We start from the raw sequence: 23992 nt of genomic DNA on the forward strand, positions 1-23992 counted from the left end.
TGATCCACAGTCACTGACCGAGAAGACAAAAGAAACAGAGAGACAGCTGAAAAACAACCGACACCTATTGACAGGTCAATCCATACCAGGAGCCCACCCTGTGGGCGATGCTTGGTGGACCATGGTGCGTTTCCTCGCCCACGGGGTGGGCTCCTACAAAAATTCACCGCCACAACAGACCACCCGACCGCAAAAGGCTAACGGTCCCAACACAACGGCCATCACAGCAAAGGCCGCAACTCCCGCGCAGCTTCCAGCAGCAGGGGCAACCATTGGCGCTGCACTGCAGCGTCGCTCAATTGCTCGGCCGTGCCCACCACGTTCAGTGCTGCCAAAGTCTGCCCCTGCATGTTGCGCAGCGGCACCGCCAAGGCGTGGATGCCGAGTTCGTGGCCGTCGCGGGCCAGGCAGTGGTCATCTTGGCGGACCTGCGCGATCAAGGCCTTGAACCTGGTCGCGTTCACCTCAGTTTGTGGCGTGATGCGGGCCAGCTCGCGGCCCTTGAGCCAGGCAGCAAATTCGGTCTTGGACAAGCTGGCCAGCAGCACCCGCCCGGTGGATGTGGCGTGCGCGGGCAAGCGTGCACCCAGGTGCAAGCCATAAGCCAAGTGCCGAACCGGTTCGGCCACACCAGCGCTGCGGGCCACGATGACGCACTCATCGCCATCGCGCACCACCGCGCTGAAGGCCGCCTGCGTTTGCGCGGCCAAGCGGTTGAGCGTGGGCTGCAGCGTGCGCGGCAAGCGCGATGTGGCCATGTAGCTGCCCGCCAGGCGCAGCACCCGCGCCGACAACCAGTAATGCGAGCCATCGGTGTCCAGATAACCCAGCTCGGCCAGCGTGAGCAAATGCCGCCGCGCAGCCGCCCGCGTGATGCCCGTGCGCTGCGCGGCCAAGGTGGCGTTCAAGCGCTGGCGCTCGGTGTCAAAAGCCTCCAGCACGGCCAGACCTTTGGCCAGGCCTTCGATGTAGTCGGCTTTTGCGAGGGTCATGGGGGCAGCTCCAAAAAACAGGCAGACCCTGATGACAGGGGCCTACAGGATCGTTTTGACACAGATCATTTTGCGCGATCATCGCACAAAATAACCTTCAATCGCACAAACTTCACAGCCACCTAGCGGCTCAAACCGGCCCACCTCTTAAGCTAGCTTCAATTGCAAAAACCGACTTCAGGAGACACCCATGAGCATCACACGCACCCAAGTCGCCATCGTCGGCGCAGGCCCTTCGGGATTGCTGCTGGGCCAGTTGCTGTTCAAGGCGGGCATCGACGCCGTCATCGTCGAGCGCCAAAGCGGCGACTACGTGCTCTCGCGCATCCGTGCAGGCGTGCTGGAGCAAGTGACCATGGACCTGCTGGATGAAGCGGGCGTGGGCCAGCGCATGCACAAAGAAGGTTTGGTGCACACAGGTTTTGACCTGCTGTTCAAAGGCACTCGCCACCGCATCGACATGGACCGCCTGACGGGCGGCAAAAAAGTCATCGTCTACGGCCAGACCGAAGTCACCCGCGACCTGATGGACACCCGCCAGGCAGAAGGTTTGCCCACGGTCTATGAGGCAGAGAACGTGCAGGTGCACGACTTCGGCAGTCAAAAGCCCCGCGTGACTTACGAGAAAAACGGCCAGCTGCACACCATCGAGTGCGACTTCATCGCCGGCTGCGACGGTTTTCATGGCGTGTGCCGCGCCAGTGCGCCCAAAAGCGCGATCAAGGAATACGAAAAGGTTTACCCCTTCGGCTGGTTGGGCGTGTTGTCTGACACGCCCCCGGTGCACCATGAGTTGATTTACGCCAACAGCACACGCGGCTTTGCGCTGTGCTCACAGCGCAGCGCCACGCGCAGCCGCTACTACCTGCAAGTGCCCACCACCGACAAGGTCGAGCAATGGTCGGACGAGGCTTTTTGGGCCGAGCTGCGCCATCGCCTCGACCCCGAAGCCCGTGAGCACCTGGTCACCGGCCCCAGCATTGAAAAAAGCATCGCCCCGCTGCGCAGTTTTGTGACCGAGCCGATGCGCTTCGGCCGCATGTTCCTGGCGGGCGACGCCGCGCACATCGTGCCGCCCACCGGGGCCAAGGGCCTGAATCTGGCCGCCACCGACGTGAAGTATCTGTCCACCGCTTTCATCGAGTTTTATGCCGATAAAAGCGACGCGGGCATCGACGCGTATTCAGAGCGCTGCTTGCGCCGCGTTTGGCGTGCCGAGCGCTTTTCCTGGTGGTTCACCAGCCTGATGCACCACTTCCCGGAAAACGGCGACATCGGTCAGAAGTTCCAGGACGCCGAGCTGGACTACCTGATCCACAGCGAAGCGGGTTCGCGCACCATGGCCGAAAACTATGTGGGCTTGCCGCTGAATTTCGGGGAGTGATCCCGCGGCCCGCGGGCCTCAGGCCGCTTGGCGGGCCTTCCACGCCCCGAACATGGCGATCAGCCCGGGCACGATGATCAAGGCCCAGATGATCTTGGACAGGTGTTGCTGCACGATGGGCAGGTTGCCAAACAGGTAACCCACCAGCGTCAAACCCACCACCCAAATGAAACCGCCCACCACGTTGAAGAAGGTGAACTTGCTGCGTGTCATCTCGGCCACCCCCGCCACAAAAGGCACAAAGGTGCGAATGAACGGCATGAAGCGCGCCAGGATGATGGTGATGCCGCCGTATTTCTCGTAAAACGCATGGGCCTGGTCAAAGCCCCGGCGGCTGAAAAAGCGGGACTCTTCCCACTGGAACACCCGTGGTCCAAAGTAACGGCCAATGGTGTAGTTGGTCTGGTCACCCAAAATGGCCGCCGCCAGCAGCAAACCCATGACCAAGGGCAGGTTCATCAACCCTGCGCCGCACATGGCCCCCACGATGAAGAGCAGCGAGTCGCCCGGCAAAAACGGCATGACCACCACGCCCGTCTCCACAAAGATGATGAGGAACAGCAGGGCATAGACCCAAGCCCCGTATTGAGCGACAAAGGCCTCCAAATAACGGTCAACGTGGAGGATGAAATCGACGAGCTGCAAAAGAATGTCCATGCCCCGATTATCCCTGCCCAAGCCCTAAAATCAGACGGTGAGCTTAGAACAAACCCCGGCGTCCGCGCGCCGCCCCATCCGCGAACTCCCCGATGAACTGATCAGCCAGATCGCCGCTGGCGAGGTGGTCGAGCGCCCGGCATCTGTCGTGCGAGAACTGGTGGACAACGCCATGGACGCGGGCGCACGCAGCATCACGCTGCGCCTGATGGGCGGCGGCACGCGGCTGATTTCGGTGGAAGACGACGGCGGCGGCATTGCGCCCGACGAGCTGGCCACCGCGCTCAAGCGCCACGCCACCAGCAAGATCGGCAACCTCGATGAACTCGAATCGGTCATGACCATGGGTTTCCGGGGCGAGGCGCTGGCCGCCATCAACTCGGTGTCCGAACTCACCTTGCTCTCGCGCATGGACGGTCAGCCCACGGCCTTTGCCCTGGACGGCCGCACGGGCGAGATCCGCCCCGCCGCTCGCGCTGTGGGCACCACGGTGGAAGTCAAGGAGTTGTTTTTCTCGACCCCCGCCCGCCGCAAGTTTTTGAAAAGCGACAGCACCGAGCTGGCGCACTGCATCGAGGCCGTGCGCCGCCACGCGCTGGCCCGTCCCGACGTGGGCTTTGCCATCTGGCACGAGGGCAAGCTGGTCGAGCAGTGGCGCGTGCACCCCGGCTCGGCTGGCCTGGAGCAGCGCCTGGCCGATGTGCTGGGCGAAGAATTCGTGGCCCAGTCCATCGCGGTGAACTACCACGCCGGGCCGCTCAAAGTGATGGGCCGCGCAGGGCTCCCCGACGCCGCCCGTTCGCGCCCGGACCACCAGTTCGCCTATGTGAATGGCCGTTTTGTGCGCGACAAGGTCGTCATGCACGGCGCGCGCAGCGCCTATGAAGATGTGCTGCACGGCCACAAACAACCGGCCTACGCGCTGTTCATGGAGATCGACCCGACACTGGTCGACGTGAATGTGCACCCCACCAAGATCGAAGTGCGATTCAGGGACAGCCGCGCCGTGCACCAAGCAGTGCGGCACGCGCTGGAAAACGCGCTGGCCGCGCCGCGTTCGCACAAGCTGAACGATGAATCGGCCAGCAGCGCCAGCGACTTTGAATTGAGTCAAGGCCCCGCGCCCAAATCCCTGCCCGAATCGGCGGCCTGGACACAAGGCGGCATGGCCTTCGAGCGCCCCGGTCCCGCCAACTTCAACGCCCCTGCCTACAAACCGGCCGATTTTGTGCGTCCTCGGGTCGATGGTGACCGGGCCATGGCGGACTTGAAGGCGCTGTGGAACCCACCTGAGCGCGGCCAAGACCTGAGCGCTCATGAAGCCCGGCCTGCCGATTGGCCAAAACCTCTCGCGGTCGGAGACCATTCGCTTGCAGGGGCAAGCGCCTACAAGGGTGTCGATACACCACCACCTCTGCCCGAAGGAGACTGGCCTTTGGGCCGAGCCATCGCCCAGCTGCATGGTGTCTACATCCTGGCCGAAAACAAACAAGGCCTGGTGGTGGTGGACATGCACGCCGCGCACGAACGCATCGTCTACGAGCGCCTGAAAAACCAACTCAACAGCGCTGAGGGAGAAGGCCCGAGCATCACTAGCCAGCCCCTGCTGATACCCGCCACCTTCGCCGCCACGCCCACCGAAGTGGCCACGGCCGAAGCCTGCGCCGAGGCGCTGGAACAACTCGGCCTGGAAATCTCGCCCCTGTCGGCCAAGACCCTGGCCGTGCGCGCCGTGCCCACGACCCTTGCGCAAGGCGATGCGGTGGAGCTGGCCCGCAGCGTGCTTGCCGAGCTGTCGCAGCACGACGCCAGCACCGTGGTGCAACGCGCCCAAAATGAAATCCTCGCCACCATGGCCTGCCACGGTGCCGTGCGCGCCAACCGCCGCCTGACGCTGGATGAAATGAACGCCTTGCTGCGTCAGATGGAAGAGACCGAGCGCTCGGACCAATGCAACCACGGTCGCCCCACCTGGCGGCAGATGACGATGCGGGATCTGGATGCGCTGTTTTTGCGGGGTCGGTGATGCCCCCAAAACTCATCGTCCTGCTCCTGGCCCTGCTGCTCGGGCTGCAACCCGTCACCACTGACCTGTACCTGCCAGCCCTTCCCGCCATCACCGAAGGTTTTGGGGCGGGCATGGGCCAGGCCCAACTCACCCTCACGGCCTTGCTGCTCGCCTTTGGCCTCTCGCAACTCGTGTGGGGGCCGCTGTCAGACCGCTATGGCCGCAAACCCATCCTGCTGTGGGGCATGGCCGCTTATGTGCTCGCCTCGGTGGCCTGCGCCTTCGCGCCCAACATGGCCTGGCTCGTGGCCGGTCGCGCCCTGCAAGGCGTGGCCATGGGCGCGGGGGTCATGGCCGCACGGGCCGTGGTGCGCGACCTCTATGCCCCGGCCCAAGGGGCCACCGTCATGTCGCAAGCGCTCACGGGTCTCGGCATCATCGCCTGCGCTTGCGCGCCCATTGGCGGCATCCTCACCGACGCTTTGGGCTGGCGCGTGGCCCTGTTGGTGCTGGCCGTGTTTGGGGCGGTCACCTTCGGCCTGGTGCTGTGGCGCTTTGAGGAAACCCTGGCCCGACCCAACCCGCACGCCCTGCACCTGCGCAGCCTCTTGAAGGCCAACTGGCAGATCTTGCAACACCCTACCTTCCGCGCCTGGAACGCCCTGTCGACTGGGTCCTACATGGGCCTGTTCACCTTCCTGGCCTGTTCGGCCTTTGTTTTCACCCGCAGCATGGGTTACAGCAAAACCGCCTACGGCTTTTTCATGCTCAGCATGTCGTTGTCCTACATCGTGGGTACCTTCTGGTGCCGCTGGATGCTGCGCCGCACCAGCGTGCACCGGGCCGTCGCCGTGGCGGCCGCCCTCACCCTCACGGGCGGCGTCAGCATGGCGGCGCTGGCCTACGCGGGCCAAGGCCAGGACTGGTATGGCGCAGCCAGCGTCATGGGTCCGATCTACCTCTTCATGCTGGGCCACGGCGTGCACCAGTCCTGCGGGCAAAGCGGGGCCGTCGCACCCTTCCCCGAGCGGGCCGGCACCGCCTCCGCGCTCAACGGCTTTTTGATGATGCTGGGGGCCTTTTTCATGGGCAGCTGGCTGGGCACACAAATGCACGAACCCGTTTTTGCGCTGGCCCACGGCCTGCTGCTGTGGAGCGTGTTCATTGCCTTGGTGGCCTGGACCCTGGTGCAGCGCCACGGACGCTCGGCCCCCCTGCCCGCCCGCGCCTGACTTGCCCGCCATGAACGCCTCAGCTGCCCTCCAAACCAATAACCAGCCAAAGCGACCGGTTGACGCCATCGCCCTGGTCGGCCCCACGGCCAGCGGCAAAACAGCCGCCGCCCTGGCTCTGGCGCAAAGCCTGGAGCCCCAAGGCGGCGCAGAAATCATCAGCGTCGACTCGGCACTCGTTTACCGGGGCATGGACATTGGCACCGCCAAGCCCAGCCCCGAAGAATTGGCCGCCGTGCCCCACCACCTGATCAACACGCTGGACCCGCTGCACAGCTTCAGCGCGGCCGAATTTGCCAAAGACGCCACCCGGCTGATATGCGACATCCGTGCACGCGGCAAAACACCGCTGCTGGTGGGCGGCACCATGCTCTACCTCAAAGCGCTGCTCGAAGGCCTGAACGACATCCCCTCAGCCAACCCCGAGATCCGCGCACGCATCCACCAAGAAGCCGAGCAATTGGGCTGGCCCGCCCTGCACGCACAGCTGGCCCAAGTGGACCCACAAGCAGCCGCCCGCCTGGCCCCCGGCGACAGCCAGCGCATTGGCCGAGCCCTCGAAGTCTGGACCGCCACCGGCCAGACCCTCACGTCCTTTCACCAAAGCGCCAAAGCCCAGGCCCCCGACTGGCACATCCCCGTCATCAGCCTGGAGCCACAAGACCGCGCCTGGCTGCACCAACGCATCGCGCTGCGCTTGGAGCAAATGATGGCGGCGGGCTTCATGGACGAAGTCCAAGCCCTGCGCGCACGCGGCGACCTGCACCCCGACCTGCCCTCCATGCGCTGCGTGGGCTACCGCCAGGCCTGGGAAGGCCTGGACGCAGGCTGGAGCGAAGCAGATATCCTCGAGCGCGGCATCTTCGCGACCCGCCAACTGGCCAAGCGCCAAATCACCTGGCTGCGCAGCATGCCCGATCGCGTGGTGGTGGTGGCCGATGGGCCAAATTCCTTGGACAAAGTTCTCTTGGCTGCGAAAGCCAGCTTGCGCTAATCCATGGCGTCGTTGCGCCGTCCGCTTTTGACCTTCGACTGCATCGCCTTGCTCTCCAGCCGCCTTTGCACCGAGCCATACGTTGGTATGGTGGCTTTACGCGGCTTGGGAGGCTTGGCATAAAGGTCCAGGGTTTCATAAAGCCGGGCCCAGGCATCCACCCGGTTGGCTTCTTGTGTTCGGTGTTTTTGGGCTTTGAGGATGAACACACCTTCGAGCGTCAGGCGGCTGTCACCCGACTGCAGCCATCGCTGCTTGACATCTTCCGGCAAGGACGAGCCCGCCACATCAAAGCGCAGCTGGATGGCGCTGGAGACCTTGTTGACGTTTTGCCCGCCCGGGCCTTGCGCCCGGATGGCGCAGAGCTCAACCTCGGCGTCGTCGATGTGCAGGGCGTGTTTCATGGCCGTCGTTCTTGGACGCGTGAGGACGATTGCAGGCAGCGCCTACTGCAGCGTGCCCTTGAGGTTTTCCGGCACAGGCAAAGCCATGACATCGATGCCTTCGTCCAGCAAGGCCTCGGTTTCTTCGCGCGTGGCCTGGCCCCGAATGTTGCGCTCTTCGCGCTCACCGTAGTGGATCTTGCGGGCCTCTTCGGCAAACTGCGGCCCCACATCTTCGGTGTTGGCCATGACGTGGCGCACCACCTTCATCATCGCTGCTTGCATCTCCTGCAAGACTTCGGGCGGCAGATCGGGCAAGGCCGGAGGAGCGGAGGACGGCTCTGCGGCGCGGGTTGGCGAGTTGCCTGCAGTGCTGCCATCGCCTGCTGCTGGGGCCCCCTGGCCCGGCTTGGGCTCGGGGGCTGCGCCGTGGCCCAGGTTCAGGCGCGGCGCCGAGAGCATTTTGGTGATCTCGCTGTCGTTGCACACCGGACACGTGACCAAGCCCCGCGCACGCTGGGCGTCGTAATCGGCTTGGGAGCCAAACCAGCCTTCGAAGCTGTGGCCCAGGGCACATTGCAGGTCCAGGACTTTCATGCGCTCATCAACTCAAGGGATGGGTTGCCAATGCAGGGGCCACTGGCCTGACAGCACATTTTGCAACCAAAGCAGACCCGTCAAGGTCTTGGCATCGGTCAAGCGGCCTTGCTGGCAAGCGGCCATCAATTCAGCGGGGCTGGCGGTGAACACATCCAAAAACTCATCGGTTTCCAGTTGACGCTCGCCCAAAGTCAGGTCTTTGGCAAACCAGATCTCAATCACCTCGGTCGAGTACGCAATGACCGGGTGCAGCACCCCGGCACGGGCCCACTGGCGGGCGGTGTAACCGGTTTCTTCGAGCAGTTCGCGTTGGGCGCACAACCAGGGGTCTTCGCCGGAGTCGAGCTTGCCCGCCGGAAACTCGGTCATGACCTGCCCCACGGGGTAGCGAAACTGACGCTCCATCACCAGGCGCAGGCCCTCGGGTGTGTCGAGCATGGGGATGACCATCACGGCCCCGGGGTGCACCACGTATTCGCGGGTGGCCAGGTTTTGGTTGGGCAAACACACGGTGTCACGCAGCACGTGCAAGAAGTGCCCATGCAAGAGCTCTTCCTGCTGGACCCGGTGCTCGATCAGGTGGTCGTCAGACATGCAAACCAGTATGAGGGCGGCGCTGCGCTCAGTGTTTGCGGTGCATCAGGTAGCGGTAAACAAAACCCGGAAAACCCAGCGTGATGAACATGGTGCCGGTCACCGCGTAAAACTCCCAGCCCTGCGGCGCGACCTGGCCGCCATGGTTCTCAAGGGCCAGGCCCACGCCCCCCACCACGAAGTACAACACCACCAGCTCCATCAGGCGCCAATGCAAAGGCTTGGACAGGCGCTGAGGGCCCACAAGCATGATGCGCTGGTTGAAAAACGGCATGTTGGCGGCCACAAAGGCCAGCAAGATCAACAAACCGATTTGGGTGGAAGTGCTCATGGTGCGGTGTTCAAAGAATCAGACCGCGAGCATACGCACAATCGAGTCGGCACACAAAGCCATGAGTGCGCCGGGGAAAATGCCCAGCAACAAGACCAGCAGGCCGTTGGTGGACAAGACCAAACGCACATCGAGCGAGGCCGACACGGTGGTGGCCGTGACCGGCTCGTCAAAGTACATGACCTTGACCACGCGCAGGTAATAGAAAGCACCTATCAGCGACATGATGACCGCAAAAATCGCCAAGCCCAGATAGAAGCCCTGCCCTGATGCGACCAAGGATTGGAGCACCGACAGCTTGGCGTAAAAGCCCACCATGGGCGGGATACCGGCCATGGAGAACAGGCAAATCGCCATCACGCCCGCGTACAAGGGGCTGCGCTGGTTCAGACCGGCCAGGTCGGTGATCTCTTCGCTCTCAAAGCCCTGGCGGGCCAGCAACATGATCACGCCGAATGCGGCCAAAGTGGTCAGCACATACGACACCATGTAGAACATGGCCGAGCTGTAGGCGTTGGCAGCCAGTGTGGTCTCACCATTGATCACGCCCGCCACAAAACCCAGCAGCACAAAGCCCATTTGCGAGATGGTCGAATAAGCCAGCATGCGCTTGAGGTTGGTCTGGGCAATGGCTGCCAGGTTACCGATGAGCAAGGAGCCGATGGCCAGCAAAGCCAGCATTTGCTGCCAGTCAAAGGCCAGGGGCAACAGGCCCTCGACCAGCAAGCGCACCAGAATGGCAAAAGCGGCCAACTTGGGGGCGCCACCGATCATCAAGGTCGCGGCTGTGGGCGCGCCTTGGTAGACGTCGGGAATCCACATGTGGAAAGGCACGGCACCGATCTTGAAGGCCAAACCGGCCACGATGAAGACCAGACCGAACACCAGCACCTGGTGGTTCACCTGACCCGAGGCAATGGCTTTGAGCACGGCCGACAGCTCCAGGCTGCCGGTTGCGCCGTACATCATGGACATGCCGTACAGCAAGAAGCCCGAGGCCATGGCCCCCAGCACAAAGTACTTCATGGCCGCTTCACTCGCTTGCGTGTGGTCGCGGCGCAGGGCCACGAGCGCGTAGCTCGACAGGGTCAAGAGCTCCAAGCCCAAATAGATCACGATGAAGTTCTGGCCCGAGATCATCATGCTCATGCCGAGCAAGGCAAACAGGCTGAGGCTGAAAAGCTCACCGCCGCGCAGCATGTCGCGGTCGGCCGCGTAAGGGCGCGAATACACCAGGGTCACCATCACGGCGATGGTGGCAAAGCACTTGAGCCAGTGTCCCATCGGGTCGCTGACCACCATGCGGCCAAAGCCGTACAGGGTCTGCCCGGCATCGGCGTACACGGCGTGCAGCAAAGCCACCCCACCCAGAGACGCCAGCGTCAGCACATAAGTGGCCGTGCGCTTGGGGCTTTTCACGAAGAGGTCGGCCAGCGTCACCACGCAGGCCATGACCAGCAACACGATCTCCGGATACATCGTCATCCAGCTGGAGTTGTCCATCATCTGTGTTCTCTCAATTGTTCTATTCAGGCGAAACGTTCAGGCCCCGGCCGCTCAAGGCAGCTTGGACACGGCCACGTGCTTGAGCAAGTCCATCACCGAAGCATCCATCACATCGGTGAAAGGTTTGGGGTAAATGCCCATGTAGAGCACGGCCACGGCCAGCAAGGCCAGCATCAGGAATTCACGCGTGTTGATGTCGGTCAGGCCCTTGACATCGTCGTTGGTCACCGGACCCAAGTACACGCGCTTGAACATCCACAAGGTGTAGGCCGCGCCAAAGATCAGGGCCGAAGCGGCCAGCAAGCCGATCCAGAAGTTGAACTTCACAGCGCCCAAAATCACCATCCACTCGCCCACAAAACCAGCGGTGCCGGGCAAGCCCGCATTGGCCATGGCAAACAGCAAGGCGAAAGCAGCAAACTTGGGCATGGTGTTGACCACGCCGCCATAGCTGGCGATCTCACGCGAATGCACCCGGTCGTACAAAACACCAATGCACAGGAACATGGCGGCCGAGACAAAGCCGTGCGCGATCATCTGCACAATGCCGCCGGACACGCCCAGCGGGTTGAAGATGAAGAAGCCCAAAGTGACAAAACCCATGTGCGCCACCGACGAATACGCCACCAGCTTCTTCATGTCTTGCTGCACCATGGCCACCAGGCCCACATAAATCACGGCCACCAGCGACAGCACCAGAATCAACATGCCCCACTCGCGGGCCGCATCGGGGGCAATGGGCATGGAAAAGCGCAGGAAGCCGTAAGCACCGAGCTTGAGCATGATGGCCGCCAGCACAGCGGAGCCGCCTGTGGGCGCTTCGACGTGCACGTCGGGCAACCAGGTGTGCACGGGCCACATGGGCACCTTCACGGCAAAAGCCGCAAAGAAGGCAAAGAACAACAAGGTCTGCACCGAACCCGACAAGGGCAGCTTGTGCCAGGTCAGGATGTCGAAGCTACCGCCCGAAGTCACGTACAAATAGATCAGCGCGATCAGCATCAGCAAAGAGCCGAGCAAGGTGTACAAGAAAAACTTGAAGGCTGCGTAAATCTTGTTCGGGCCGCCCCAGATGCCGATGATCAGGTACATCGGGATCAAGGTCGCTTCAAAGAAGACATAGAACAGAATGCCGTCGAGCGCACAGAACACGCCGATCATCAAGCCCGACAAAATCAGGAACGCGGCCATGTACTGATTGACCTTGCGGGTGATGACTTCCCAGCCCGCAATGACCACGATCACGTTGATGAAGGCCGTCAAAGGCACCAACCACAGCGAGATACCGTCCACGCCCAAGTGGTAGTGCACATTGAAGCGCTCGAACCACATGGCTTTCTCAACAAACTGCATCTCGGATGTGCCGAGCTGAAAGCCAGAAATCAAAGGCAATGTAACCGCGAAACTGGCGATCGCGCCGACCAGTGCCAGCCAGCGCACAGCGCCCGCTTGGCTGTCGCGACCAAAGGCCAGCAGGGTGACACCGAACGCAATCGGCATCCATATGGCAAGGCTTAACAATCCCATTTTTATCTCGTCCTCAAAACCGTTAAGCGAGCCAGACGAAATACGTCATCAGCACGAACACACCCAAAATCATGACCAGGGCGTAGTGGTACAGGAAGCCCGACTGGAACCAGCGCACCACGCCAGAGACCAGGCCCACGACTTTCCAGGAACCGTTGACGAAGAAGCCATCGATGATGGCGCGGTCGCCCACCTTCCACAGACTCAGGCCCAGACCACGCGCACCCTTGGCCAGGATGTTCTCGTTGATCCAGTCCATGAAGTACTTGTTCTCCAGCACCACGATCAGCGGACGCAGGACGCGGGCAAAGAAGGCCGGCACTTTGGGGTTGACCAAATACATGTACCAAGCAGTCACCACACCGGCCAAAGCCAACCAGAACGGTGCCATGCTCAGGCCGTGAATCGCCATGGCCACTGGGCCGTGGAACAACTGACCCAACTGCTGCATCGCAGGGTGCTTGACGGCGTCGATGAAGATGACGTCTTTGAAGAAGTCGCCATACAGCATGGGGCCGATCGTCATGAAGCCAATCACCACCGAAGGAATCGCCAGCAGGACCAGCGGCACCGTCACCACCCAAGGCGACTCGTGCGGCTTGTCGTGGCCGTGATCGTCATGACCATGGTGGTCATCGTGGCCATGGTGCGCGTCCGGGTTCTGGTCGTATCGCTCTGGGCCGTGGAAGACCAGGAAGTACATGCGGAACGAATAGAAAGCCGTGACAAACACGCCGGCCAGCACCGCGAAGTTGGCAAAGCCAGCCGCAGGCAAGGTGCTCAGGTGCACGGCTTCGATGATGCTGTCCTTGGAGTAAAAACCCGAGAACAGGGGCGTGCCGATCAAGGCGAGCGAGCCCAGGAGCGACGTGATCCAGGTGATGGGCATGTACTTGCGCAAGCCACCCATGTAGCGGATGTCCTGGTTGTGGTGCATGCCCATGATGACCGAGCCTGCGCCCAAGAACAGCAGCGCCTTGAAGAACGCGTGCGTCATCAGGTGGAACACCGCGACCGAGTAAGCCGATGCGCCCAAAGCCACCGTCATGTAACCCAGCTGCGACAAGGTGGAATAAGCCACCACGCGCTTGATGTCGTTCTGGATGATGCCCAAAAAGCCCATGAACAAGGCCGTGATGGAGCCGATGACCATCATGAAGTTCAGGGCCGAGTCGGACAATTCAAACAGCGGCGACATGCGCGCCACCATGAAGATACCGGCCGTCACCATGGTCGCGGCGTGGATCAGCGCGGAGATGGGCGTGGGGCCTTCCATGGAGTCGGGCAGCCACACATGCAAGGGGAACTGGGCCGACTTGCCCATGGCACCGATGAACAAACAAATGCAGATCACCGTGATCAGCATGGCGTCCATGCCAAAGATGTACCAAGGGAAATCAATGGCCGCCAACTCGTTGGCTTTGGCAAACAGCTCGGTGTAATTGAGCGTGCCGGTGTAAGCGGCGATCAGGCCAATGCCGATGATGAAACCAAAGTCACCCACACGGTTGACCAAAAAGGCCTTCATGTTGGCAAAAATCGCGGTCGGCTTGTTGTACCAAAAGCCGATCAGCAAATACGACACCAGGCCCACTGCTTCCCAGCCGAAAAACAGCTGCAGCAAGTTGTTGCTCATCACCAGCATCAGCATGGAGAAGGTGAACAGCGAGATGTAGGCAAAAAAGCGGTTGTAGCCTTCGTCCTCTTCCATGTAACCGATGGTGTAGATGTGCACCATGAGCGACACGAAGGTGACGACACACATCATCATGGCCGTGAGGCTGTCGACCATGAAGCCGACCTCCATCTTCAGGCCACCGACCACCATCCAGGTGTAGATGCTGTCGTTGAAGCTGGCGCCACCGATGACCTTGCTGAGCGTCATCGCCGACAGGATGAAGGCGATGAGCACACCCAAAATGGTGAAGGTGTGCGACAGGCGGCGACCGATCCAGTTGCCACCGAATTGGGTGCCCCAGATACCGGCCAGCAAAGAGCCCACCAGCGGGGCCAGGGGGATGGCCAGCAGTGTGCTGGCGTTGAGGGTTTGACTCATATTCTTGTTAACCCTTGAGCGAATTGAGCTCGTCCACGTTGATGTTGTGCTGGTTGCGGAACAACAGCACCAAAATGGCCAGGCCAATGGCCGATTCGGCCGCAGCCACCGTGAGGATGAAGAAGACGAACACTTGGCCGTGCATGTCACCCAGGTAGTGTGAGAAGGCCACAAAGTTCATGTTCACGGCCAAGAGCATCAGCTCGATGGCCATGAGCAACACGATCAGGTTCTTGCGGTTGAGAAAAATGCCGATCACGGACAATGCGAACAGCATCGCGCCGAGCGACAGAAAGTGTCCCAGGGTCAGTGTCATCATTTTTTCACCTCCTCAGCGGCTGCATCGGTTGGGGCAACAGGGGCAGGCGCCGCTTGGGTTGGGGCCATCTTGACCACCTGCATGCGGTCGGCCGCACGCACCCGAACCTGGATGGACGGATCAATCGCCTTGCTGTCCTTGCGCTCGCGCAGCGTCAGGGCAATCGCCGCGATCATGGCCACCAACAAAATGGCCGCCGCAATCTGGATCGGCATCAGGTATTCGGTGTACAGCAAGATACCCAGGGCCTTGGCGTTGTCCACCGGCACGGCACCCGCGGCCATGGCAGGCGCTTCGGACATGCGAAAACCGGACAACAACACTGCGGCCATTTCCAGGGCCACGATGGCCCCCAAAGTGGCCGCCAGCGGGAAGTTTTTCCAGAAGCCCTTGCGCACGGTGTCGATGCCAATGTCCAGCATCATCACCACAAACAAGAACAACACCATCACCGCACCCAGGTACACCAGCACCAGCAAGATGGCCAGGAATTCGGCGTTGAGCAAGAACCACACGGCCGACGCTTGCGAGAAAGCCAGCATGAGGTACAGCACCGCGTGCACAGGGTTGCGTGCGGTGACCACCCGGAAAGCTGCAAACAGCAGCACCACCGAGAAGAGGTAGAAGAAACCGGTCTTGACGTCCATAGGTCTGTCTTTTTAAGTGTTCAGGACTGGGCGGCGTTCAACGGTAAGGAGCGTCAGCGGCCTTGGCAGCTGCGATCTCTTTTTCGTAACGGTCGCCCACGGCCAGCAACATGTCCTTGGTGAAGTACAGGTCACCGCGTTTTTCGCCGTGGTATTCAAAAATATGCGTCTCGACGATCGAGTCCACCGGGCAGCTTTCTTCGCAAAAGCCGCAGAAGATGCACTTGGTCAGGTCAATGTCATAACGCGTGGTGCGGCGCGAGCCGTCTTCGCGCTGGCCCGCCTCGATGGTGATGGCCATCGCGGGGCACACGGCTTCGCAGAGTTTGCAGGCGATGCAGCGCTCTTCACCGTTGTCATAACGGCGCAGCGCGTGCAGGCCGCGAAAACGCGGCGACAGCGGGGTTTTTTCTTCCGGAAACTGCACCGTCACCTTGCGGGCAAATGCATAACGTCCGGTCAGGGCCATGCCCTTGAACAACTCCACGAGCATGAAGCTCTTGAGGAAGTCCTTGATCGAGAAAGAGGAAGCAGTCATTGTTGTCATGGTCATTCACCGATCAAAGCCAGATGTTCCACGGCGAGTGAAGCCACACGCCCACCACCAACAACCACACCAGGGTAACCGGGATGAAAATCTTCCAGCCCAAACGCATGATCTGGTCATAACGGAAGCGCGGGAAGGTGGCGCGAATCCAGATGAACATGGACACGACCAGGAAGGTCTTGAGACCCAGCCAGATCCAGCCCGGAATGGCGTTGAACAAGGCGTGGTCGATGGGTGACAACCAGCCACCTAGGAACATGATCACGGCCAGGATGGACACCAGCCACATGCTGGCGTATTCGGCCAGGAAGAAGATGGCAAAGCCCATGCCCGAGTACTCGACCATGTGACCGGCCACGATTTCGGCTTCGCCTTCGACCACGTCAAAGGGATGGCGGTTGGTTTCGGCCACACCCGAGATCAAATACACCAGGAAAATCGGCAGCAATGGCAGCCAGTTCCAGGACAGGAAACTCAGACCCATCTCGGCGGCAGCGCCCTTGCCTTGTGCCAGCACGATTTCGGTCAGGTTCATGCTGCCCGACACCATCAACACCACCAGGAAGCAAAAGCCCATGGCGATTTCGTAGCTCACCATTTGAGCCGACGCACGCAGCGCACCCAGGAAAGCGTACTTGGAGTTGGAGGCCCAGCCCGCAATGATCACGCCATACACCTCGATCGAGGTGATCGCCATCACCAGCAACAAGCCGGCGTTGATGTTGGTCAGTGCCTGCTCGGGGCCGAAGGGAATCGCCACCCAGGCGGCAAGGGCCGGCATGATGGCCATGATCGGGCCCAGACGGAACAGGCCCATGCTGGCCGCTGTGGGGTTGATCAATTCCTTGGTCAGCAGCTTGAGCGCATCGGCAATGGGCTGCAGCAAGCCCATGGGGCCCACGCGGTTGGGACCATGGCGTACCTGCATGAAGCCCAAAAGCTTGCGCTCCCACAGCGTCAGGTAAGCCACCGCACCCATCAGCGGCGCGAGGATGGCAACGATCTTGATCAAGATCCAGAGCACAGGCCAGACCATCGTGGCCCACCAGCTGGCAGCGACCAAATTCAGGCCGCCGTTGTACAGCGCGTCAATCATGGGGTCACCTCCTGGCGGGCGTCTGCGGTCAGCTGCAAAGACGGCGCACGGCGCACGATGCCGTCAAGTTGGTAAATCGAAGCGACCGCTGGGGCGGGCGTGGTGGTCCCGGTCAGATTGATCGCGGCCCGTGTGGCGTTCGATGCCGCCAGGGGCTGGGCTGTGGCGCGGGCCAACACATCTTGCGAGGTTTCAAAAGCCACGCCGGGAATGTCCAGCAAATTCGCCAGCACGCGCAGCACTTTCCAGGCGGGACGGGTTTCAGCCAAAGGCTTGACCACGGCGTGGAAGCTTTGCAGACGCCCTTCGGCGTTGACAAACGAACCGGACGTTTCAGTGAACGGCGCCATCGGCAAGAGCACGTCGCTGAAAGCCATGTTGGCCTTGAAGGGGCTGAGCGTGACAACCATCTCGGCCTGACCCAAGGCCTTGGCCGCAGCAGCGCCTGCTGCGCTGTCGAACTCGGGCTCGGTGTTGAGCAGCAGAGCCGCTTTCAGGCCACCGGCCAGCATTTGACCCGCGTGCTTGCCGCCAGTTTGTGGCTGGGCACCCACCCACTGCGCACCCACGGTGTTGGCCGCTTCGATCAGGTAACCGACGCTGGCACCGGTTTGTGCGCCAATCCAGTTGGCCAAAGCCAACAGGGTCGAGGCATTGCCATGGTGCGCCGCGGCATTGCCCAACAACAGGGCTTTGCGCTCGCCACCCAACAGGGACTTGGCCATGGCTTGGGCCGAGGCTGTTGCCGTGCCCGCGCAAGGGGCTGCCACGCCTTTTTCGGCGGCAATGGCCACGGCCAGATCGGCCAGGGTTTGGGCCCAGGCAAAAGCATCGGTCACCACCGCGTTGGCCACGGGCATGGCCCAGGCGTCGGCGTGGCTGAATGCTGCGGGGTCGGTGACCACGTTCAGCTGAGCGCCATGGCGCACAGCGTGGCGCACGCGCAGCGCAAACAGCGGATGGTCCTTGCGCAGGTTGGCGCCCACGACCAGCACGCGCTGCAGTGTGCTCAGCGATGCGATCGATGTGCCCAGGGTGCGCACACCTTCTGCAGCAGCAAATTCGGCGTGACGCAGGCGGTGGTCGATGTTGTCAGAGCCCAGGCCGCGCATCAAGGCGCCGGCCAAGTACAACTCTTCCAAGGTGCTGTGCGGGCTGACCAAAGCGCCGATGCTGTTGGCACCATGGTCGCGCTGGATGTTGCGCAGGCCATTGGCCACGTATTCGAGGGCGGTTTGCCAGTCGACTTCTTTCCACTCGCCACCCTGCTTGAGCATGGGGCGTGTCAGGCGGTCGGTGCCGTTCAGGGCTTCGTACGAGAAGCGCTCACGGTCGGCAATCCAGCACTCGTTGACGTCTTCGTTTTCCAGGGGCACCACGCGCATGACCTGGTTGTTCTTGACCTGGACGATCAGGTTGGCACCCGATGAATCGTGTGCAGCGACCGACTTGCGGCGCGACAGCTCCCAGGTGCGGGCGTGGTAGCGGAAAGGCTTGCTGGTCAAGGCGCCCACGGGGCAAATGTCGATCATGTTGCCCGAGAGTTCGGAATCGATGGTCTGGCCCAGGAAGGTTTCGATCTCGGCGTGCTCACCGCGGTGCGACATGCCCAGCTCCATGGCACCGGCCACTTCCTGGCCAAAGCGCACGCAGCGTGTGCAGTGGATGCAGCGGCTCATCTCTTCCATGGAAATCAGCGGGCCGACTTCCTTGTGGAAGACCACGCGCTTTTCTTCTTCATAGCGCGAGGTCGTGCCGCCGTAACCCACAGCCAAGTCTTGCAACTGGCACTCACCGCCCTGGTCGCAAATGGGGCAGTCCAGCGGGTGGTTGATGAGCAAGAACTCCATGACCGACTTTTGGGCGGCAATGGCCTTGTCGCTCTTGGTGCGCACGATCATGCCTTGCGTCACGGGCGTGGCGCATGCGGGCATGGGCTTGGGGGCCTTTTCGACCTCCACCAGGCACATGCGGCAGTTGGCCGCAATCGAGAGTTTCTTGTGGTAGCAGAAATGGGGGATGTAGGTGCCTGCTTTTTCAGCGGCATGCATGACCATGCTGCCTTCGGCAACTTCCACTTTCTGACCGTCGAGTTCTATTTCAACCATGGGTCTTCACCGCTGTTGCATCGGCGTTGACCATGGAGGTCTTGTGCTCGATGAGGTGTACAAATTCGTGACGGAAATGCTTGAGCATGCCGCGCACCGGCATGGCCGCGGCATCACCCAAGGCGCAAATCGTGCGGCCCATGATGTTGCCGGCCACGCTGTCGAGCATGTCGATGTCGCTGGGTCGGCCCTGGCCGTGCTCAATGCGGTCGACCATGCGCCAGAGCCAGCCTGTGCCCTCACGGCAAGGCGTGCATTGGCCGCAAGACTCGTGCGAATAGAAGTAAGACAAACGCGCCAAGGCCTTGACCATGCAACGCGTCTCGTCCATGACGATCACTGCGCCCGAACCCAACATCGAGCCGCCTTCTTTGGCGATGCTGTCGTAGTCCATGGTGAGCTTCATCATCAACTCGGCCGGAATGACCGGAGAGGATGAGCCGCCAGGGATCACCGCCTTGAGCTGGCGACCACCGCGCACGCCACCGGCCAACTCGAGCAGCTTGGCAAACGGCGTGCCCATGGGCACTTCGTAGTTGCCGGGGCGCTCCACGTCACCGCTGACCGAGAAGATCTTGGTGCCGCCGTTGTTGGGCTTGCCGCATTCCAGATACGCCTGGCCACCGTTGCGGATGATCCAGGGCACCGCTGCGAAGGTCTCGGTGTTGTTGATGGTGGTGGGCTTGCCGTACAGGCCAAAGCTGGCCGGAAACGGTGGCTTGAATCGGGGCTGGCCTTTTTTGCCTTCCAGCGATTCGAGCAAGGCGGTTTCTTCGCCGCAGATGTAAGCGCCAAAACCATGCGAGGCGTGCAACTGGAAGCTGAAGCTGCTGCCCAGGATGTTGTCGCCCAAGTAGCCAGCTGCGCGGGCTTGTTCCAGGGCTTCTTCAAAACGCTCGTAGGTGTGGAAAATTTCGCCGTGGATGTAGTTGTAACCCACGCTGATGCCCATGGCATAAGCCGCGATGATCATGCCCTCGATCACCGTGTGCGGGTTGTACTCCATGATGTCGCGGTCTTTGCAAGTGCCCGGCTCGCCTTCGTCCGAGTTGCACACCAAATACTTTTGACCGGGGAACTGGCGGGGCATGAAGCTCCACTTCAGGCCCGTGGGGAAGCCCGCACCGCCGCGACCGCGCAGGCCGGACTCTTTGACGGTGGCGATCACCTGGTCTTGCGTGAGACCCTCGCCGCCATCTTTGCCCAAAATCTTGCGCAAGGCCGCATAGCCCCCGCGTGCTTCGTAATCTTGGATGCCCCAGTTGCGACCATTCAAACCCGCATAAATTTGCGGGTTGATGTGGCGGGCATGGAAGCATGTTTCCACGCCCGTGGCCTGGAACTGGCTCAGAATCTGTTCGACTTTCATCAGGCGGCCTCGGCTTTCTTCAGGCTGTCAACAAGTTGGTCGAGTTTTTCGTGGCTCATGAAGCTGCACATGTGGCGGTCATTCACCAAGAGCACGGGTGCATCGGCGCAAGCGCCTTGGCACTCGCTGGGCTGCAAAGTGAACAGGCCGTCGGCTGTGGTCTCGCCCACGTGCACGCCCAATTTGTGCTCCAGATGGGCCAGTGCCAGCGCACCGCCACGCAACTGACACGGCAGGTTGGTGCAAACGTTCAGCTTGAACTTGCCCACCGGCTTTTGGTTGTACATGTTGTAGAAGGTGGTGACTTCGTGCACCGCCATCACAGGCATGCCCAAGACTTCTGCCACCACCTGCTCACTGTCGGGGCTGACCCAGCCTTGTTCCTGCTGAACGATAGCCAGACAAGCCATGACGGCCGACTGCTTTTGGTCTGCAGGGAACTTGGCGACTTCACGCGCAAAGCGTGCTTTGGTTGACTCAGAGATCATCGGTCAATCTCTCCAAAAACGATGTCCATGGTCCCGATGATCGCGACCGCGTCGGCCAGCATGTGGCCTCTGGCCATTTCATCGAGGGTGGCCAGATGGGCAAAGCCCGGGGCGCGAATTTTGAGGCGGTACGGTTTGTTGGCACCGTCGCTCACCATGTAAATGCCGAACTCACCCTTGGGGTGTTCGACCGCAGCGTAGGCCTCGCCTTCGGGCACATGAAAACCTTCGGTGAAGAGCTTGAAATGGTGGATCAAGTCTTCCATGTTGGACTTCATGCCTTCGCGCGAAGGCGGCGCCACTTTGTGGTTGTCGGTGATGACCGGGCCGGGGTTGGCACGCAGCCACTTCACGCATTGCTGGATGATGCGATTGGATTCGCGCATCTCCTGCACCCGCACCAGATAACGGTCATAGCTGTCACCGGTCTTGCCCACAGGCACGTCGAATTCGACCTGGTCGTACGCGTCGTAAGGTTGCTTTTTGCGCAAGTCCCAAGCGAAGCCGGAGCCGCGCAGCATGGGTCCGGTCATGCCCAAATTCAGGGCACGCTCGGGCGCCACCACGCCAATGCCCACGGTGCGCTGCTTCCAGATGCGGTTGTCGGTCAGCAGGGTTTCATACTCGTCCACGCACTTGGGAAAGCGCTGGGTGAAGTCGTCAATGAAGTCCAGCAAAGAACCGTTGCGGTTGCTGTTGAGCTGCTCAATGGCCTTGGCGTTTTTGATCTTGCTGACCTTGTACTGGGGCATGCTGTCCGGCAGGTCGCGGTACACACCGCCGGGCCGGAAGTAGGCCGCGTGCATGCGGGCACCCGACACAGCCTCGTACATGTCAAACAGGTCTTCACGCTCGCGGAAGGTGTAGATCAGTATGGTGGAGCTGCCGCAATCGTTGCCGTGCGAGCCCAGCCACATGAGGTGGTTCAGGATGCGGGTGATTTCCGAGAACATCACGCGGATGTACTGGGCGCGCATCGGCACTTCCAGGCCCAGCATCTTCTCGATGGCCAGGCAGTAGGCGTGCTCGTTGCACATCATCGACACGTAGTCCAGGCGGTCCATGTAGGGCAGCGACTGGATGTAGGTTTTGCTTTCGGCCAGCTTTTCGGTGGCGCGGTGCAGCAAACCGATGTGCGGGTCGGCGCGTTGCACCACCTCGCCGTCGAGCTCCAACACCAGGCGCAGCACACCGTGCGCAGCCGGGTGCTGAGGACCAAAGTTCAGGGTGTAATTCTTGATTTCGGCCATATCAGTTCAGGCCTCCGTAGTGTTCTTCACGGATGATGCGTGGCGTGATTTCACGCGGCTCGATGCTCACCGGTTCGTAAATCACGCGCTGACGCTCGGCGTCGTAGCGCATTTCAACGTGACCCGACAAGGGGAAGTCCTTGCGGAAGGGGTGACCAATGAAACCGTAGTCGGTCAGGATGCGGCGCAGGTCGTTGTGACCTTCGAACACGATGCCGTAAAGGTCAAACGCTTCGCGCTCGTACCAGTTGGCCGAGTTCCAGATGTCGTTGACCGAATCCACCAAAGGCAGGTCGTCATCGGGGCACAGCACCTTGACGCGCACACGCTGGTTCAGGCTCACCGACAGCAAATGCACGGTCACGCCGAAACGGGGACCGTCGGTGCCCACTTCGCGGTAAGTGGAATAGTCCACACCGGCCAGATCGATCAGTTGTTCAAATTGGCAGCCTGGCGCATCGCGCAGGGTTTGCATCACGCTCAGGTAATGCTGTGCGTTCACATGAACGGTCACCTCAGCCAAAGCGATGGAAATTTTCTGGACCCGGTCACCCAAGGCCGCAGCCAGGGTGTCTTGCAGGTCTTCGGGGCGAATGGCGAAATGGGTCATCGTCATTCCCTTCAAGCACGCGCAATGGTGTGCGTGCGGCGAATTTTCTGCTGCAGCTGGATGATGCCGTAGATCAGCGCTTCTGCCGTGGGCGGGCAGCCCGGCACATACACATCCACCGGCACAATGCGGTCGCAACCACGCACCACCGAGTAGCTGTAGTGGTAGTAACCACCGCCATTGGCGCAAGAGCCCATGGAAATCACCCAGCGCGGCTCGGACATCTGGTCGTACACCTTGCGCAAGGCCGGGGCCATCTTGTTGCACAGGGTGCCGGCCACAATCATCAAGTCGGCTTGGCGGGGGCTGGCGCGGAACACTTCGGCACCAAAGCGGCCCAAGTCATAACGGGCAGCGGCCGAGTGCATCATCTCGACCGCGCAGCAAGCCAGACCAAAGGTCATGGGCCACAGCGAGCCGGTTTTGGCCCAGTTCACCACCGAGTCGTAACTCGTGGTGATGAAGCCCTCTTTCATCACGCCTTCAATCATTTTTAATCCTCAAGCAGGCTCAATGTTGTTGTCAATGCGAACGGTCATTCCCAATCCAGGGCGCCCTTTTTCCACTCGTAGACAAAACCGACGACCAAAATGGTCAGAAAGATCACCACGGCCACAAAACCGGCCATGCCCACTTCCTTGAGCGCAATGGCCCAAGGGAACAGGAAAGCGATTTCAAGGTCGAACAAAATGAACAGGATAGCCACCAGGTAGTAACGCACATCGAACTTCATTCGGGCGTCTTCAAAGGCTTCGAAGCCGCATTCATAGGGGGAGTTTTTTTCCGCGTCAGGTCGGTTGGGGCCGAGGATGTAGCCCAAAACCTGGGGAATGATGCCGACAGCAACGCCGACCAAAATGAACATGAGAATGGGGAGATACTGTTCGAGGTTCATTTGGTGACTGCCGGTTAATGACCGTGTGAAGCGCCCAAGCCTTGAGCCCGAGCGCTTCTGTTTGTCTGGTGCCGTCGGCGAGACTCGAACTCGCACAGCTTTCGCCACTACCCCCTCAAGATAGCGTGTCTACCAATTTCACCACGACGGCTGGATACACATGAACAGCTTGCTTGAGGTGCACCTTGAGTGCGTGTTGCTTGCTGTTCAGACTCTGATTCTACCCCGGAAAAAAGGCTATTTCCGGGCTCAAACCCGGAAAATTGTGCATAGCAACAAAGCTGAATGACAGCTGACTGCCAGGCGTTTTATTTCGCAGGAGCGGGAGGGACGCTGTTGTCGGGTTTGGCCACGGGCGCATTGCCCGGAATCTGCGCGGCGGGGCTGGTGTTCACCGGG

At 61.0% G+C, this 23992-nt stretch carries 24 protein-coding genes and 1 tRNA gene; 4 read left to right on the forward strand and 21 right to left on the reverse strand.

The genetic code is table 11. The features are described 5' to 3' along the window. Positions 1-221: 221 nt before the first annotated feature. Entirely contained in the window at positions 222-992 is a 771-nt protein-coding gene (locus QZ190_RS12935; protein ID WP_291916931.1) for an IclR family transcriptional regulator C-terminal domain-containing protein, read from the reverse strand. Between the two features lie 190 nt (positions 993-1182). On the opposite strand from QZ190_RS12935, the gene pobA reads away from it, so the two are divergent. Then, a complete protein-coding gene (gene pobA, locus QZ190_RS12940) occupies positions 1183-2376 on the forward strand; it encodes a 4-hydroxybenzoate 3-monooxygenase (protein ID WP_291916933.1) in 1194 nt (397 codons plus the stop codon). Positions 2377-2394: 18 nt separating this feature from the next. Here pobA and QZ190_RS12945 read toward each other — a convergent pair whose 3' ends face one another. After that, a complete protein-coding gene (locus QZ190_RS12945) occupies positions 2395-3033 on the reverse strand; it encodes a DedA family protein (protein WP_291916935.1) in 639 nt (212 codons plus the stop codon). Positions 3034-3070: 37 nt separating this feature from the next. Here QZ190_RS12945 and mutL point away from each other — a divergent pair, with 37 nt between their 5' ends. From mutL to miaA, 3 genes are read left to right on the forward strand one after another with little or no spacing between them, the layout of a single operon-like run. Next, the gene (gene mutL, locus QZ190_RS12950) at positions 3071-5059 is read left to right on the forward strand and encodes a DNA mismatch repair endonuclease MutL (protein WP_291916938.1); all 1989 of its coding nucleotides are present in this window, start codon (positions 3071-3073) and stop codon (positions 5057-5059) included. Next, a complete protein-coding gene (locus QZ190_RS12955; protein ID WP_291916939.1) occupies positions 5059-6273 on the forward strand; it encodes a Bcr/CflA family efflux MFS transporter in 1215 nt (404 codons plus the stop codon). Before mutL ends, QZ190_RS12955 begins: the two co-directional genes overlap by 1 nt. A 10-nt stretch (positions 6274-6283) precedes the next feature. Continuing rightward, positions 6284-7267 (forward strand): tRNA (adenosine(37)-N6)-dimethylallyltransferase MiaA, encoded by a 984-nt coding sequence (gene miaA, locus QZ190_RS12960; protein WP_291916940.1) that lies wholly within the window; start codon positions 6284-6286, stop codon positions 7265-7267. Here the strand turns inward: miaA and arfB are convergent. From arfB to QZ190_RS13055, 19 genes are all read right to left on the reverse strand, one after another. Then, complete coding sequence (gene arfB / locus QZ190_RS12965; protein ID WP_291916942.1) at positions 7264-7671, reverse strand: alternative ribosome rescue aminoacyl-tRNA hydrolase ArfB; 408 nt, start codon at positions 7669-7671, stop codon at positions 7264-7266. The two genes, miaA and arfB, sit on opposite strands and share 4 nt — an antisense overlap. Before the next feature lie 42 nt (positions 7672-7713). Beyond that, a complete protein-coding gene (locus tag QZ190_RS12970) occupies positions 7714-8247 on the reverse strand; it encodes a DUF1178 family protein (protein WP_291916945.1) in 534 nt (177 codons plus the stop codon). A gap of 12 nt (positions 8248-8259) precedes the next feature. Next, entirely contained in the window at positions 8260-8844 is a 585-nt protein-coding gene (locus QZ190_RS12975; RefSeq protein WP_291916947.1) for an NUDIX hydrolase, read from the reverse strand. Positions 8845-8872: 28 nt separating this feature from the next. Further along, on the reverse strand, positions 8873-9175 hold the full coding sequence (locus QZ190_RS12980) for a DUF2818 family protein (protein ID WP_291916949.1): 303 nt from the start codon (positions 9173-9175) through the stop codon (positions 8873-8875). Positions 9176-9193: 18 nt separating this feature from the next. After that, positions 9194-10681, reverse strand: coding sequence for an NADH-quinone oxidoreductase subunit NuoN (gene nuoN, locus QZ190_RS12985; protein ID WP_291916951.1), 1488 nt, complete (start codon positions 10679-10681; stop codon positions 9194-9196). A gap of 51 nt (positions 10682-10732) precedes the next feature. Next, entirely contained in the window at positions 10733-12208 is a 1476-nt protein-coding gene (locus QZ190_RS12990; RefSeq protein ID WP_291916953.1) for an NADH-quinone oxidoreductase subunit M, read from the reverse strand. 22 nt (positions 12209-12230) lie between these two features. After that, the gene (gene nuoL, locus QZ190_RS12995; RefSeq protein WP_291916955.1) at positions 12231-14264 is read right to left on the reverse strand and encodes an NADH-quinone oxidoreductase subunit L; all 2034 of its coding nucleotides are present in this window, start codon (positions 14262-14264) and stop codon (positions 12231-12233) included. Positions 14265-14271: 7 nt separating this feature from the next. Further along, on the reverse strand, positions 14272-14580 hold the full coding sequence (nuoK, locus tag QZ190_RS13000; RefSeq protein ID WP_291916978.1) for an NADH-quinone oxidoreductase subunit NuoK: 309 nt from the start codon (positions 14578-14580) through the stop codon (positions 14272-14274). Continuing rightward, positions 14580-15230: an NADH-quinone oxidoreductase subunit J gene (locus QZ190_RS13005; RefSeq protein WP_291916957.1), complete on the reverse strand. Its 651-nt coding sequence runs from the start codon at positions 15228-15230 to the stop codon at positions 14580-14582. Before QZ190_RS13005 ends, nuoK begins: the two co-directional genes overlap by 1 nt. A 37-nt stretch (positions 15231-15267) precedes the next feature. Beyond that, positions 15268-15777, reverse strand: a complete 510-nt coding sequence (nuoI, locus tag QZ190_RS13010) for an NADH-quinone oxidoreductase subunit NuoI (protein ID WP_062407863.1) — start codon at positions 15775-15777, stop codon at positions 15268-15270. A gap of 13 nt (positions 15778-15790) precedes the next feature. Beyond that, positions 15791-16873 (reverse strand): NADH-quinone oxidoreductase subunit NuoH, encoded by a 1083-nt coding sequence (gene nuoH, locus QZ190_RS13015; RefSeq protein WP_291916961.1) that lies wholly within the window; start codon positions 16871-16873, stop codon positions 15791-15793. Then, positions 16870-18981, reverse strand: coding sequence for an NADH-quinone oxidoreductase subunit NuoG (gene nuoG, locus QZ190_RS13020; RefSeq protein ID WP_291916964.1), 2112 nt, complete (start codon positions 18979-18981; stop codon positions 16870-16872). The genes nuoH and nuoG overlap by 4 nt, the downstream gene beginning before the upstream one ends. Next, positions 18974-20350 carry an NADH-quinone oxidoreductase subunit NuoF gene (gene nuoF / locus QZ190_RS13025; protein ID WP_291916966.1) on the reverse strand — a complete coding sequence of 459 codons (1377 nt, stop codon included), beginning with the start codon at positions 20348-20350 and terminating at the stop codon, positions 18974-18976. The genes nuoG and nuoF overlap by 8 nt, the downstream gene beginning before the upstream one ends. Further along, a complete protein-coding gene (nuoE, locus tag QZ190_RS13030) occupies positions 20350-20838 on the reverse strand; it encodes an NADH-quinone oxidoreductase subunit NuoE (RefSeq protein WP_291916968.1) in 489 nt (162 codons plus the stop codon). Before nuoE ends, nuoF begins: the two co-directional genes overlap by 1 nt. Then, positions 20835-22088: an NADH-quinone oxidoreductase subunit D gene (locus QZ190_RS13035; protein WP_089960493.1), complete on the reverse strand. Its 1254-nt coding sequence runs from the start codon at positions 22086-22088 to the stop codon at positions 20835-20837. Before QZ190_RS13035 ends, nuoE begins: the two co-directional genes overlap by 4 nt. 1 nt (position 22089) lies before the next feature. Beyond that, positions 22090-22698 (reverse strand): NADH-quinone oxidoreductase subunit C, encoded by a 609-nt coding sequence (locus tag QZ190_RS13040; protein ID WP_291916973.1) that lies wholly within the window; start codon positions 22696-22698, stop codon positions 22090-22092. A gap of 11 nt (positions 22699-22709) precedes the next feature. Next, positions 22710-23189 (reverse strand): NADH-quinone oxidoreductase subunit B family protein, encoded by a 480-nt coding sequence (locus QZ190_RS13045; RefSeq protein WP_108406238.1) that lies wholly within the window; start codon positions 23187-23189, stop codon positions 22710-22712. A gap of 44 nt (positions 23190-23233) precedes the next feature. Further along, positions 23234-23593, reverse strand: coding sequence for an NADH-quinone oxidoreductase subunit A (locus QZ190_RS13050; protein WP_291916979.1), 360 nt, complete (start codon positions 23591-23593; stop codon positions 23234-23236). A gap of 66 nt (positions 23594-23659) precedes the next feature. Beyond that, positions 23660-23744: transfer RNA gene (locus tag QZ190_RS13055), tRNA-Leu, on the reverse strand. Positions 23745-23992 lie beyond the last annotated feature (248 nt).

This window comes from Limnohabitans sp. (assembly GCF_017848645.1).
Lineage (GTDB): Bacteria > Pseudomonadota > Gammaproteobacteria > Burkholderiales > Burkholderiaceae_C > Limnohabitans_A.

What these genes read in the sequence shown, in the direction of transcription:
- QZ190_RS12990 (WP_291916953.1), bottom strand. Translation starts at nt 12,208, where the DNA reads ATGGGATTGTTAAGCCTTGCCATATGGATGCCGATTGCGTTCGGTGTC.
- QZ190_RS12980 (WP_291916949.1), bottom strand. Translation starts at nt 9,175, where the DNA reads ATGAGCACTTCCACCCAAATCGGTTTGTTGATCTTGCTGGCCTTTGTG.
- nuoN (WP_291916951.1), bottom strand. Translation starts at nt 10,681, where the DNA reads ATGATGGACAACTCCAGCTGGATGACGATGTATCCGGAGATCGTGTTG.
- nuoF (WP_291916966.1), bottom strand. Translation starts at nt 20,350, where the DNA reads ATGAAAGTCGAACAGATTCTGAGCCAGTTCCAGGCCACGGGCGTGGAA.
- nuoI (WP_062407863.1), bottom strand. Translation starts at nt 15,777, where the DNA reads ATGACAACAATGACTGCTTCCTCTTTCTCGATCAAGGACTTCCTCAAG.
- QZ190_RS12970 (WP_291916945.1), bottom strand. Translation starts at nt 8,247, where the DNA reads ATGAAAGTCCTGGACCTGCAATGTGCCCTGGGCCACAGCTTCGAAGGC.
- pobA (WP_291916933.1), top strand. Translation starts at nt 1,183, where the DNA reads ATGAGCATCACACGCACCCAAGTCGCCATCGTCGGCGCAGGCCCTTCG.
- QZ190_RS12935 (WP_291916931.1), bottom strand. Translation starts at nt 992, where the DNA reads ATGACCCTCGCAAAAGCCGACTACATCGAAGGCCTGGCCAAAGGTCTG.
- nuoL (WP_291916955.1), bottom strand. Translation starts at nt 14,264, where the DNA reads ATGAGTCAAACCCTCAACGCCAGCACACTGCTGGCCATCCCCCTGGCC.
- nuoE (WP_291916968.1), bottom strand. Translation starts at nt 20,838, where the DNA reads ATGATCTCTGAGTCAACCAAAGCACGCTTTGCGCGTGAAGTCGCCAAG.
- miaA (WP_291916940.1), top strand. Translation starts at nt 6,284, where the DNA reads ATGAACGCCTCAGCTGCCCTCCAAACCAATAACCAGCCAAAGCGACCG.
- QZ190_RS13045 (WP_108406238.1), bottom strand. Translation starts at nt 23,189, where the DNA reads ATGATTGAAGGCGTGATGAAAGAGGGCTTCATCACCACGAGTTACGAC.
- QZ190_RS13050 (WP_291916979.1), bottom strand. Translation starts at nt 23,593, where the DNA reads ATGAACCTCGAACAGTATCTCCCCATTCTCATGTTCATTTTGGTCGGC.
- nuoH (WP_291916961.1), bottom strand. Translation starts at nt 16,873, where the DNA reads ATGATTGACGCGCTGTACAACGGCGGCCTGAATTTGGTCGCTGCCAGC.
- QZ190_RS12975 (WP_291916947.1), bottom strand. Translation starts at nt 8,844, where the DNA reads ATGTCTGACGACCACCTGATCGAGCACCGGGTCCAGCAGGAAGAGCTC.
- arfB (WP_291916942.1), bottom strand. Translation starts at nt 7,671, where the DNA reads ATGAAACACGCCCTGCACATCGACGACGCCGAGGTTGAGCTCTGCGCC.
- nuoG (WP_291916964.1), bottom strand. Translation starts at nt 18,981, where the DNA reads ATGGTTGAAATAGAACTCGACGGTCAGAAAGTGGAAGTTGCCGAAGGC.
- nuoK (WP_291916978.1), bottom strand. Translation starts at nt 14,580, where the DNA reads ATGACACTGACCCTGGGACACTTTCTGTCGCTCGGCGCGATGCTGTTC.
- QZ190_RS12945 (WP_291916935.1), bottom strand. Translation starts at nt 3,033, where the DNA reads ATGGACATTCTTTTGCAGCTCGTCGATTTCATCCTCCACGTTGACCGT.
- QZ190_RS13035 (WP_089960493.1), bottom strand. Translation starts at nt 22,088, where the DNA reads ATGGCCGAAATCAAGAATTACACCCTGAACTTTGGTCCTCAGCACCCG.
- QZ190_RS12955 (WP_291916939.1), top strand. Translation starts at nt 5,059, where the DNA reads ATGCCCCCAAAACTCATCGTCCTGCTCCTGGCCCTGCTGCTCGGGCTG.
- QZ190_RS13040 (WP_291916973.1), bottom strand. Translation starts at nt 22,698, where the DNA reads ATGACCCATTTCGCCATTCGCCCCGAAGACCTGCAAGACACCCTGGCT.
- QZ190_RS13005 (WP_291916957.1), bottom strand. Translation starts at nt 15,230, where the DNA reads ATGGACGTCAAGACCGGTTTCTTCTACCTCTTCTCGGTGGTGCTGCTG.